We start from the raw sequence: 12096 nt of genomic DNA, 5'->3' as shown, positions 1-12096 counted from the left end.
CGCCCCGCGCCGCTGGCCAGCGTTTGCACGTCGGCGCTCCCAGGGACGCTGGCTGGACAGCGAGAGGCAATGCGAAAGGCGCGCAGGCGAACCCACACCGCGCGCTGGAAAATGCTCACCCCGACTCGCGTCCGCAGGCCGGCTCGGCCGGGCGGACGAAGACAACGGTGCGGCGGACGCGTGTGATCGCGACCCGGAGCAGCCGTCGCGCCTCATCCGTGCGTCGCGCGTCGAGGAGTTTCGAGCTGTAGATGCCCTCGACGGTGACGACGCCGTCGAACTCCTTAAGCTCCGGTGCCCCCCACCCACCGGTGCGTTGTCGTACCCCTCGTGCAAGATGGAGGACTGCCACCACGCCACGGTGCGGCGGCAGTTAGGGGAGTGTTGGACTCAAGGGGGAGCGTTCGTGTTCCAGCGTCATCTTCACCGTCATGACGACGTCGATCTGGTGATGTCCGCGCTGGGGGACGATCCCCAGCGCCTGCCGGTCCTGATCACATGGGGTGCGGCACTGCGGCGGGACGTGGCTTCGGCGCTGCGGGAGGTCATCGCGACCGGAGCGTGGCAGAGCGACTTCCGTGTCCGCAGCGCCGCGGCGAACTGGCGTGAGGAACCCCGCTTCCAAGTCTTCCTCGACCAGGGGCTCGAAAAGCGCCGTAACCGAGGCCCCAAATATGAGCACCTGGACGCCGCTCTGCTGACGTTCCCCGAGACCCGTGCCGCTCTCTACCGGGTGAGCGCGGCGGAATGCCCGCAGCACTGCCGCACGGAGACCGGCACCTTTGCCGAGGACCGGCATGTGGATGACTACCGGGAGGCGCTGTTCGGCTGGTATGCCGCCATCCAGCACGCGCACGACTGCGTCATGAGGGCGGCGCGCTGGTTCGCGAACGCACAACCGCCCGACTCCCGCCGGCCTGAGGCCTTCACCGACTGGATGAGCGGAACCAGGCGTCACCACAGCAGCGATACCGCGCGGGAGGCGGATCCGGCCGCCCAGCGAGCCTTGCAGGAAATCATCCTGATGATGCACGCCTGGAGCCCGCACACCTTCGAAGCCATCGACGTGGCCTTCCAGAAGGCGGAGGGAGAAGATGCATCCCATGCCTGGGGCGGCAGCTTCGAGCCCGCCGGCCGGTCCGAAGCCCAGGCGGCCGCGGAAGCACTCGCGAGCGTCCTTTCCCCGCAGGAACGCCAACAGGTCCGGGACGTCATCGATCAGATCGAGACCGACGACGAGGACCGCGACATGGACCTCGCGAAGGACAGCACGCTGGCCTGCACCAGTGACCGCCACCGCTCCTACGGCGCCGAATCCGGCGGGCGCGAGGACTGCGCCAGGGCCCGAGGCCGTGTATACGAGGAGGCCTCCCAGCCCTGGAACGAGGGCGTCGACCACGCGGCCGACGCTGCCCGGCTCGCCCGGTTCCTGCTCGGTCCCCGTACCGACCGGATCCGCACCGCCCTTGCCGCAGCCCGGGCAGCCGTGGCCCGGGACACCGCCGAGAGTGCACCGCAGGTCTGGCACGACAACGCCCAAACCCTTCAGGAAGCTCGCGAGGTCGCAGGACTCAATCTCCACGACGCTGCCGGCCACCTGGGCATCAAGCCCCCCACACTCCAGCGCTTCGAACAGGCAACGGGCAAGCTCCCCGGACGCCCGGTCTCCCTCGGCTACCTCCAACTCCTCACCCTGACCTGCACCCAGGCGGGCCGCACCGCTCCCGCCTGCATCCCGCAGGCCATCTCCCAGCCGGTGATCTCACTGCCGACCACCCTGTAAGACACCCCCGCACCCCACCCCTGGCCGGGCACTTCGCAGCAGACCTGCTGTACCGCAGCCCCAGGTGCACCGGCACCCGAACCGACCAGCGGAGGCCTTCCGTGAAACGCGAGCGCGCCACCACGCTCCTCAACGACATGCTCGACCGCCTGGAGGAGGGAGGCTGGCCGCTGGACCTCGTCGACGAGATCCTCGTCTTCGGCTCCTACGCACGTGGCGCACTGAGCCCCTCGGACGTCGACATGGTCGTGGAGCACCGTCGTGACGACCGTCTCACCTCCGAGTTCCTTCACTCCCTGTCCTACGGCGGCGACCCCTCCGCCTCGATGAAGCGCGCCCTCAAGGGCAGAAGCCGCGGCCTGCAGATCCACTTCGGTGAACGCAAGAGCCTCGAAGCGGAAGGGTTCGAGCTGACCTTGCTGTGGACGCGGGGCGAACCCGTCGATGCCGCCCGTGCCCGGCTCGCCGCCATCACTCCCGATCCCGCGGCAGGCCGGGCTCCACGCGACCACATGATCGAGGCTTTCGACGGCATCGACCGCTGGGTCCCGCGTCCGGTCCGCATCGATCTCACCGACCTCGTCGACCGCAAAGCCGCCACCATCCGCCAACTCCAGCTCCCCGACGCCGAACCCGCCCATCCCGCAGCCCACGAGGCACTCACCCGCTGGAGCGAGACCAGCCCGCTGCGCCGCGCCGCAGCGGCCGTCCTCGCCCATCTCGAAGCCGCCTCCCGCCCCCTCGACTCCGTCTACCTCCACGGGGAACCGGTCATCGGCAGCCGCTACAGCGACACCACCTGGCAGACCGGCGTCGGATTCGGCTGGAGCCACCACCGCAGCATCTCCCGCCACCTGCAGGAGGGCACCGACTGGTTCGAGGTCGTCCGCCCCACCCGGACCCAGCCCCTGCACACCCTCCACATCACCATCCAGGACCGCTCCGCACTGCCCCGCCTGTGACGAGAACGCCCACAGCCTGGGGAGCCGCATGCCTGCCTGCAGGGCGGGGATCGGAGTGTGTCAGGGTGATCGAGAAGGAGGCGGTGCCTGGTGAGTACGCTGCGGGTGGACGTGCTGGCATTCGACATGCCCTGCCAGCAGTGCGCGATGCCTTTGCGGTGGGTGTTCGGTCTGCTGCCCTCGCATCGGCCGGACGGCGACGAATTCACCACGACGGACTTTCCCGAAGCCGTTGACGTGGCACGCAGTATTCTCACCGACCCCGCCGGCGGCTGCATGGACCTGGCCGCACAACTGCACGGCCGGCCCGCCCGGCAGCGGGGACGCAGCTTCAACCCGAACACGTGCGGCAGCTGCGGGCACCAGGCCGACTGGCACGTTCTCGGCGATGTCATCCACCGCGCCCTCCACGAGGGCTGGATCCGCGTGGCAGAGAGCCGAGTTCCGGTGCCGCAGTGGCGCGCGATCCGTGGCCGGGGACAGGGAATCTCCTGGCCGTTCCTGTGACCCTCCCGGCGCCCGGTCCAGCGAGTCAAGCCGTGATCGTCGCGTCGCCCGATGGGATGCTTCGGACTTGATGCCCGACGCCGGCACCGGGGGACGACTCGTTAGGGGCCACTGACACGCTGCACATCTCGGTGGCGTGCGACAGCCCGTGACGGAGCGGTGTATGCCCGGCAAGCTCACCTGCCTCAAGCAGGAATTCCTCATCGACGGCGAGTGGGACGGGATCGCTCTCGACGCTCTGCTGCGTCACCTCAAAGCCGGCATCGGGGCCGGGTGCAGCAGCCTGGCCGACGCCTTCTGGATCACGCTGGGAGCCGTCTCCCTCAAACTGCTGCCCGCGGTGACCGAGCAGGCCCAGGCCATGCGCGCCACCGTCGCGTTCGACTCCGGCATCTGGGTCATCACGCACGACCTCCTCACACAGGAGATCTCCTTCCTCAACACCGCCACCGGTCAGGTCGAAGACCTGCCTGTTGTCGCTGAGGGGGGCGAGCGCAGCGCGGGCTCCTACAGCGTGGAGCTCATGGGGATCCCCGTGGTCGAGACCGCCCGCGGCAGCGTGACCATCGACAGCGTGATGACCCTGCTCTACCTCCAGCAGGCCTATGCCGGCCACACCGTCTACGGCGGTGCGAACCTCAACGATCTCGGTGTGACCATCGAGGTCTGCTTCGGCCTGCTGGACGAGAAGGCGACAAAGCTGAAGGCCCAGTCCACCGCCGCCAAACGCAGCGCGACGAAGGCCGCCACAGACCTGAAGAAGGCCCTGGAACAGCGCATCGCCGACGGTCTTCCCACCTCGGTCGATCTCGACACCGACGAAGCCCGCCTGGCCAAGGCCCTCGACGCGGCAAACGCCGAGGTCCTGCGCCTGGACACCGAACTCGAAGCCCATCTGGCCATCCACGCCACCCGTGCCGGTGAGCAGGCCCAGGCACTGCGGCGCGCCGCCGACGCGGGCACGGACGCCGACCGTGCGCAGCAGGCCCTCGCCCCGCTCTATGAGGCGCGCGGGCAGGCCCGCGCAGCCCTCGCCCAGGCCGAGCAGGACGCCCGGCCCCGCACCCACTGCCCCGAATGTGACCAACTGCTGCAGCAGGCAGCCGGCCCGGGCCCCGCCTGCGTCCTGTGCGGACAACCGGACCCGGCCCGGGACGGGCGCCAGGCCCGCAAAACCCAGCGGCACACCGCCGCCCTCGATGCCCTGGCCTCCATCGAGGACAGCCTCAAGACCGCCCAGGCTCGCGCGCAGCAGGCTGTCGACACCCGCGGGATCCGCATCCAGGCCGCACAGAAGGCCGCAAGCCGGTCCGACGCCTACCGCACGGTGGAGATCACCCCCCGCGAGCAGGCCAAGGCCAAGGCCGCGGCCACCGCAGCCGAGACCAGGGCCGCAATCACCGCGGTGCGCGAGCGCCGCAAGGAACTGGTACGCCTGAGCGAACTCGAACGCATGGAGAAGCGGACCGCCGACGCCGCCGAACAGGCCCGCACCGCCTGGACGATGGCCGAAGGCGACGCCCAGCATGTCCGCCAGCAGACGGCGAAGGAACTGTCGATGATCTACGCAGACAAGGTCATCCCCATGGCACCCGACAAGATCCGGTACGCCAGCATCGACTCCAAGACCTTCGCTCCCAAGCTGAACGGCCGCACCGTGCGGCAACTCGCCCGCTCAGCCGGCATGATCAACATCGCCAACAACGGTCTGCACCTGGCGTTCCTCGAAGCATCCCGCACCCTGCCCGGCATGCTGCTGCCCTGCGTCCAATGGCTGGACTCCTCCCTCGACGGTCTGGGCGCCGGCGACGAAGGCGCCCTTCTGGCCGCCAGGACCCTGCAGGTCATCAGCGCCACCGCCGCCGACGACGCCCAGATCATCGTCGCCACCGCACACGAGCTGCCCCCTGCCCCCGGCACCGTGACCACCGAGCACGACAGCCACCACCCCGTCATCCCGCACGCCCGCACGAGTGGCGACGACACCCCCTGACCGGCCGGCGAGCAGCCCCGTCCAGAAGATGCGTATCCCCATGACCGCGCGCCCCCGCCCCGCACCGTCCGACAGCGACGAGATCACCGCAGACCTCGGCATCGACGACATCATCCTCAGCTACCGCAGCGACTACTGGATCACGCCTCGCCTCGACGACGGCGTCCAGCAATGGGACATCGGCATGCACTTCGCCGAGGACGGCCCCGGCCCTCAATTCGGCAGCATCCGTCTCCACCTGGTCGACCACGCCCGCTGTCTTGAGCCCATCGACGCCCTCGACGCCCTCAGCGAGGACCTCTTTACGATCGGCCAGGTCCTCTTCGACCCCTCTGTCCCCGGCGTACGGCAAGATCTGTGGGACCGCCTCAGTGTTCCCGGCAACACCCTCATCGTCGACCGCGTCACCATCGACAGCCGCCTGCGCGGACACGGGCTCGGCGTCTTCCTCACCGGCATGGCGCTGGACTACCTCAGCAGTTCAACAGGCGTCATCGCCCTCTTCCCCGGACCCATCGAGCGCACCGACCACATCCCCCACGAAGAGGCCTGCGCCCGCCTGGGCCGGGCCTGGTCCCGGCTCGGCTTCGCCCCCTACCACGACGGTGTATGGGTTCTCGACCCCGGACTCACGACCCTGGGCGAGGCCATCGCCGCCGGACAACAGCGCCTGGCCGGTCACCGCTGGCGGGTCGCCCTGCGGCAGAGCCCGAACGGCTGGGGCAGCGACATCGCTGGTATCACCGCCCTCATGACCGAATCCACTCCGTGACCCCGGCGGCGGCCCTCCACTCCGGCCCGCCTCCTCCCGGGCCGCCCGCCGGGCAGGCCGGACAGATCCCACAGCCGGCGCGTACTGCCGCCACAGCTACACAAGACATAGGGCGGCCGCGGCCCGCATACGGCATCCGTCACCATGCCACCTGGTCCTATGGACGGCCCGCTGCCGGCGGTCACCGCCTGTGGCCGAGATGCACGGCATCCGATCCGGGAGACCGAATTCCCTCGAATAACAGCAGAAACATGAGAGCCGAGAATTCACTCGGGCATGAGAGTCCAATGGCGGAAAACGCCTGCATCAACGTCATTGTTTTTACGGGTGCTTGGAAAGGCCCGCCTGTTTCCTGGGGTGTGTGGACGCTGTGGTCATGCGACTTCATGTGCTGCGCTGGATTCTCGACCCTGTGACGAGCTGGAGGGCTTTCCGGCGCTCTGCTGGGAGCCGTGGAAAGACATCGTTCGACGTGGCCTGGAGGCAGGTCCGAGTGGAGCGGTTTCCCGACGAATCCGCCTACCAGCAGTATGGACACGCCCCTCTGACGGCCCGTGAGCCTCACGAGAGAGACCCTCGCTGACCGGACAGATGGCCGGATCAGCGGCCGTCGGAATCTGGCCGAACAGATGGAAAATCGAAGGAGGGAGGGCTTTTTGCCATCTTTCCTTCGATTGTTTTTTCTCTGCGTGGCATCGGAAAGAATCAGACGGTCCTTCATCGTGGCAACGGGGGAGTGAAGCATGCCGGATCCGACTGAGATCGCCGTGATCAGTTCCGCTCTGCCCGCCGTATTGGCCTTCGTTCTCCAGCGTCTGGGACGTCTGCTCGACTCCCGAGGGGCCGAACCCGAGGAAGACGTCACAGTCCCCGCCGGCCTGGTCGGGACGCTTCAACTGCCGCTGCAGCCCGCCCCGGACATCCTGCAGACCCGGCGAGCAGAGCTCGAACTGCTGCAGGAAGCCCTCGCCGACTACGCCGACGGCACCATGTCCACACACGCTTCCGATCAGCGGTTCCTGCGGAATCTGGCCCGCGCGCGCGGTGTCCTGGAAGACATCTACGGCCAGCACCTGACCTTCGAGGGGGAAGACCGGCCCGCCTCCGGTCCGTTCGTGCACCAGAAGGTCACGACGCTGTCCGGAGAGGCCACGGGCATGCACAGCGGCGAGATCACCGGCAACTCCCGCGTCATCCAGGACGTGGAGACGGTCGACGCTGGCGGCAAGCTCATCGGCATGAAGGGCCACCGGATCACCAGTCAGTAGCCCCCAGCCCAGCACATCTACGGGCACGGCCGTGCCGCAAGCACACCCCGACCTTCCCGAAGGGCTGATCCTTGCCACTGACCGAACCGGCCGAGCCGAACACTGAGCTGGCCCTCGCCGCCCCCGCCCGGTCCGACAACGGCGCCCGGCCGGCCGCGTACCCGGCAGCCGACGAGACGCAGCCGCAACCCTCCGCGGACCCTCCGGACGACACCTCGGCTGCCGGGCAGACATCCGAGCCGCCCCCGCCTCGCGATGCCCCGCCCAGCGACGACACAGCCGACACCGAGACCGGCGCCCACGCGACGGATACGAGCGCGGTGCAGAACGTCTCCACCAACTACGGGACGGTCGTCGCAGTCCAGAACATCAGCGACATCCAGCGACTGCGGGGAACACCCCTGCCCGACGACTGGATCGCGGCCCGCCTTCACCCCTACCTGCCCGACGACGAGACCACGAAGGCCATCGACGCCCTCCTCGTCGCGTACCGCGTCGCCGTCATCCACGCCGGCGCCGGCACCGGCCGCTACACCACCGCCCTGCACACGCTCATCCACCAAGGCGCCAGAGCCATCCGGCAGGTCCGCCGCGAACCCAACGAAGGGGTGGACCTCGAAGGACTCAGAGACGAGGACACCGGCTGGATCCTGGACCTGAGGGACGAGGAGGAGACTCTCCGCCCCGGCTTCGGGCTCCACCTGCGCGAAGTGGAAGACCACCTGCGCACGATGCGCTCCTTCGTCGTCGTGGTCACCCACACCGACACCTGGGCACACGTCGCGGGCGAAGCCACCGAACTGGCCCACCCCCTCGCCCCACCAGACGCTCTCCGCGTGCTCCGTGCGCACCTGGACTGCCGTCAGCCCCCCATCGACGAGCTGGACAAGTGGCTTGCCGCAGACCAGATCACCCAGCCGCTCAACCGCGCCGCACCGGCAGAAGCTGCCCGGTGGGCCCGCATCATCATCGCCGCCGTCGACCTCAACGACTCCACCACCGAGCCCAAAGACTTCACCGAACTCGTCGAAGCCGCCGTCCAGTCCGCCCACAACTGGCGCCGCACACTACGCATCTGGCACACCGGCAACACCGACAGCGCCCACCGCAACTATCTGCTCGCCGCCGCCGCACTCGACGGCGCACCCGCCGCCACCGTCTACGAAGCCCACACGGCACTCGGCGAGGCGCTCGACGACACACCACAGCCCACCCAGGGACAACACGGCCCCGGCATCATCGAACTCACCGACAGGATCGGCGCGGAACTCGGGAACGACGACCGCATCCGCTTCCTGAAACCCGGCTACGCCGAAGCCGTCGTCGACTACTTCTGGGTCGACCGCCCCCACCACGTCGCCGCTTTCACCCGATGGACCGCCGAACAGGCCGCAACACTGCCTCCCGACCTCGGTGTTCCCCTGGCCGAGCGCGTCACCCAGTGGGCCACCCGCTACGCCCTGGCCAAGCAGAGCTTCACCGTCCTGCGCGCGGTCGCCACCCACTGGGCCAAATCCCGCCACCTGCAGCAACACGCCCAGGAACTCCTCGTCGCCGCCGCCGTCGACCCCACCGCCGGCAAACGCGCCCGCGAGCAATACCTCGCCTGGGCCAAGGCCCCCGACACGGACCAGCTCACGCACAGCCGGCACACCCCCGTCGTCCTCAAACAGGTCCTCGCCGGTGCCCTGGCCCAACTCGGCCCCGCCTACCCCCGGATCGTCCTCAAACGGCTGTCCGAGCTCGCCGCCAACACCACCGACACCGCCGTCGCCAACGCCGTCGGGGACGCCCTGACCGACCTGTGGGACCAGCCGGCCCTGCAGAACACCATCCGGGCCACCCTCACCTCCTGGTTCACCGCCACCCAGCACCACTACACCGCAGCCGCACGCCGCGCCTTCCTCCACCTCGCCGACCGGACCACCCCCGACGGCACCCCCCTCCTGCTGGCCCGAGACGACAGCCGCCCCGACGCCTGGGCCCTGACCGGCTGGCGGTGCGCTCTGGACGACGAGGCCAACATCCACCTGCAGGGAGCCTTCGACACCTGGCTCAACACCGCCCTGAGCCACCCCCGCCTGCAGCCTGCCGTCATGAAGACCTTCACCGAAGCCGTCTTCCGCTCCGACACCGACCGCACCTATCTCGCACCGCGTTTCCTCGTCCTCAACCACGCGGCCTACGGATGGGAGCCAGCCCGCGTTGCAGCGCAGCCCACCGAACGCACACACCTGCGCGACGCGCTCGTCATCGCCCTGCGGGAAGCAGACCCGACCGCACCCGCACGCCTGCACCATGCGCCGGACACGGAGTAGAAGCAGCGGCTGGCCCCCACCCCGGGCAGGCACGCTCGACCTCGCCTGCCCGGCGCCCACCGCCATACCCGGCCAGTTCTTCGCCCTCACCCTCACCGGAGCCTGGGAGGAACTTCCCTCACCCCGCCCGCACCACAGCCCCGCCGCGGTCGCCGCGGACCACGTCCTGACGACCGCCCGGAGCATCACCGCCGACTACCTTGCGACCGACGCCGTACCGGCCGCCGCCCGCATCAACACTCTCCTCGGCCGCCCCACCGACATCTCTCACCTCCCGGTCCGGCTTGTCTGGAGCCAAGTCCACCTCGCCGCCACACCCGAGGTTGTGCACGCTGCGCTCAGCCACCAGCGTCACCTGCATGAGTTCGAGCAGCACCGCGCCGAACACCACCGCCGCCTGGACGAAGCCCGCATCCTGCGCGACACCCTGATGAGCGACCCTTCACTGGCCCTGTCCTACTGGTTCGCCGCTGCCCCCCAGAGCATCGACACCGACACGCTCCCTCGCCTCGAGGCACTGCTGAGCACTGCTGCCGCCTACGCACCACAAGGCCAATGGGCGCCACTGGCCCGCCTGTTGCACACGTTCGCCCATCGCCTCACCGACGACGCCAAGAACCACCTGATCGACACCCTGGCCGCTCTCACCGACCGCTACGGGCACCCGGACATCACCACCGCCATCCGGCAAGCGCGGATGGCACCCGAGTCAGAAACCCGCCCGCAGTGACCACGGTCACCGCGGCCGGACTCCGCCCGTTCCGGCGCACTGCGCTGCACGACACACACTGACTACCTACGTGCCGAGGTCCTCGCCGGCACCCCCGTTCAGCAGCTGGCCGCATCCCTGGGGCGCAGCGAAAGGCCGTGCGCTGGGTGCTGTACCGCCTCAGACTCATCTCCTTCCCGGCCGACGACGTACCCGCCCCGCGGGCCAGGCCGGAGTGACAGTGGCCACCGGAAAATCCCCAAGGACGGCCAGCTCCAAAGTGACGGCCTGTAACCAGCAGTGCTGTCGTGGGTGGACCGAGGTTCTGCACCGTCGAGCAGCTCTCTGGGGCCGAGGGCATTGCATGGCCCTGCCGATGGAGGGCTGGATGGAGGTCTTGATCATGACGGTATCCGGTGGCGTCATGATTCGTTCTTGCTGCGGTGGCGGTCACGCGGATCGCTGATCACGGAAAGTTACTCTGTTGATGAAGCAGCCCGTTCGTGTTGTGTCCCGCTCCGCTGCGCGGACTCCTCCTGCCGCTGGCGAGGGCCTGCGGGTGGCGCTGTACCAGGGGCAGGGGCCGGTCGGCAGCCGTGAGGCGGTGCGGGAGAACCTTGAGCGCCTGGTCGAGGTCACGGCGCTGGCGGCGTCCTACGGCTGCCAGGCGCTGGTTTTCCCGGAGAAGTACACCACCGGCTACGCCATCGGCCCCGAGCAGTGCCGGGAACTGGCAGAACACCGTGAGGGCCCCTCGGTCGAGCGCGCCCGACTGGCAGCCAAGGAGAACGGCCTGGCTGTGGTGCTGCCCTATCCCGAACGCGACGAGGCACTCTTCTACGATTCCATCAGCGTGATCACTGCCGACGGCCAGGTGACGGCCAACTACCGCAAGACCCACCTGTACGGGGCAGCCGAGCGACGCAACTACTCCTTCGGTCAGGACCTGCCGCCCATCGTCTCCTTGAACGACGTCGAGGTGGGCGTCCTCAACTGCTATGAGTGCGAGTTCCCGCCGCTCTACCAGTATCTGGCCGAGCGGGGAGCGAAGATCGTGCTGGGCCCCACGGCGGCCGACGGCCACTTCCGCCTGGCAGACGGGACCATGAGCCAGGTGCCCTACCAGGACGCCACCCGCCACATCATCCCCGCCATGGCCAGCATCTGGCGGCTGTTCATCGCCTACGCCAACCGCCGGGGCTGGGAACAGGTCCCGGCAGGCTGCTGGCAGTACCAGGGAAACTCCGGCATCTGGGGCCCCGACGGCGAGCCCCTGGTCGCCGCCGGCGCCGAAGACCGCCAGTACGACTGCCTCCTGATCGCCGACTGCCTCCCCGCCGCTGTCCCGCCCTTCAGTCCCGAAGGCCACCATCCCACCGACAACCGTCTTACCCTCGATCCCACCCTGCGCCCCGCCCACTGAACGCGGGCGCCGACAAGATCCGAAAGGACCTCGCATCGATCTGCGGGCAGGGCACACCCGTTGACCGCGTCATCTACTTCACGGTGACCGCCGTGCCCACCAGGAAACGGCACGACCCTGATCGACGAAGCCGCCCAGGCGCATCAGGTCGACCTGGAGATCTGGGACGCCGCCGCACTGGCCCTCCACCTCGCCGACCACGAGAGGGATGGGCAAGGGATCTGCCCGCACATCCCAGGCGAGCCGACGCACGGCTGATGTCACAGCGGCAGCCGCATGTCGCCAGGACCCAGCGCCATGGCTGAAGCGGGTCGGGGATTCGGGGTCGTCAAACACCGTCGGCGGCCCGCGCTCGCCCGCG

At 69.0% G+C, this 12096-nt stretch carries 10 protein-coding genes; 9 read left to right on the top strand and 1 reads right to left on the bottom strand.

Annotation, left to right across the window (positions count from 1 at the left end; all coding sequences use genetic code 11):
- Positions 1-115: 115 nt before the first annotated feature.
- Positions 116-352: a hypothetical protein gene (locus OG223_RS00710; RefSeq protein ID WP_329240822.1), complete on the bottom strand. Its 237-nt coding sequence runs from the start codon at positions 350-352 to the stop codon at positions 116-118.
- A gap of 54 nt (positions 353-406) precedes the next feature.
- On the opposite strand from OG223_RS00710, the gene OG223_RS00705 reads away from it, so the two are divergent.
- The 9 genes from OG223_RS00705 to OG223_RS00665 all read left to right on the top strand — a co-directional run bounded on the left by OG223_RS00705 (position 407) and on the right by OG223_RS00665 (position 11735).
- Complete coding sequence (locus OG223_RS00705; protein WP_329240820.1) at positions 407-1783, top strand: helix-turn-helix domain-containing protein; 1377 nt, start codon at positions 407-409, stop codon at positions 1781-1783.
- 101 nt (positions 1784-1884) lie between these two features.
- Positions 1885-2745, top strand: coding sequence for a nucleotidyltransferase domain-containing protein (locus OG223_RS00700; RefSeq protein WP_329240817.1), 861 nt, complete (start codon positions 1885-1887; stop codon positions 2743-2745).
- A 90-nt stretch (positions 2746-2835) separates the two neighbouring features.
- The gene (locus OG223_RS00695) at positions 2836-3252 is read left to right on the top strand and encodes a hypothetical protein (RefSeq protein WP_329240814.1); all 417 of its coding nucleotides are present in this window, start codon (positions 2836-2838) and stop codon (positions 3250-3252) included.
- A 163-nt stretch (positions 3253-3415) separates the two neighbouring features.
- Entirely contained in the window at positions 3416-5245 is a 1830-nt protein-coding gene (locus OG223_RS00690) for a hypothetical protein (RefSeq protein WP_329240811.1), read from the top strand.
- A gap of 40 nt (positions 5246-5285) precedes the next feature.
- Positions 5286-6017 carry a hypothetical protein gene (locus OG223_RS00685; protein ID WP_329240808.1) on the top strand — a complete coding sequence of 244 codons (732 nt, stop codon included), beginning with the start codon at positions 5286-5288 and terminating at the stop codon, positions 6015-6017.
- 743 nt (positions 6018-6760) lie between these two features.
- Positions 6761-7285 (top strand): hypothetical protein, encoded by a 525-nt coding sequence (locus OG223_RS00680; RefSeq protein WP_329240805.1) that lies wholly within the window; start codon positions 6761-6763, stop codon positions 7283-7285.
- 71 nt (positions 7286-7356) lie between these two features.
- Positions 7357-9603 (top strand): hypothetical protein, encoded by a 2247-nt coding sequence (locus tag OG223_RS00675; protein ID WP_329240802.1) that lies wholly within the window; start codon positions 7357-7359, stop codon positions 9601-9603.
- Complete coding sequence (locus tag OG223_RS00670) at positions 9584-10333, top strand: hypothetical protein (RefSeq protein WP_329240799.1); 750 nt, start codon at positions 9584-9586, stop codon at positions 10331-10333. Before OG223_RS00675 ends, OG223_RS00670 begins: the two co-directional genes overlap by 20 nt.
- A 538-nt stretch (positions 10334-10871) precedes the next feature.
- Positions 10872-11735 carry a nitrilase-related carbon-nitrogen hydrolase gene (locus tag OG223_RS00665; RefSeq protein WP_329240796.1) on the top strand — a complete coding sequence of 288 codons (864 nt, stop codon included), beginning with the start codon at positions 10872-10874 and terminating at the stop codon, positions 11733-11735.
- Positions 11736-12096 lie beyond the last annotated feature (361 nt).

It is taken from the genome of Streptomyces sp. NBC_01478, assembly GCF_036227225.1.
GTDB lineage: Bacteria > Actinomycetota > Actinomycetes > Streptomycetales > Streptomycetaceae > Streptomyces.
The sequence above is the reverse complement of the archived record's forward strand: the minus strand, read 5'-3'. Positions and strand labels throughout refer to the sequence as shown.

Coding starts and splice junctions, on each gene's coding strand:
- OG223_RS00690 (WP_329240811.1), top strand. CDS start 3,416: ATGCCCGGCAAGCTCACCTGCCTCAAGCAGGAATTCCTCATCGACGGC.
- OG223_RS00685 (WP_329240808.1), top strand. CDS start 5,286: ATGACCGCGCGCCCCCGCCCCGCACCGTCCGACAGCGACGAGATCACC.
- OG223_RS00680 (WP_329240805.1), top strand. CDS start 6,761: ATGCCGGATCCGACTGAGATCGCCGTGATCAGTTCCGCTCTGCCCGCC.
- OG223_RS00670 (WP_329240799.1), top strand. CDS start 9,584: ATGCGCCGGACACGGAGTAGAAGCAGCGGCTGGCCCCCACCCCGGGCA.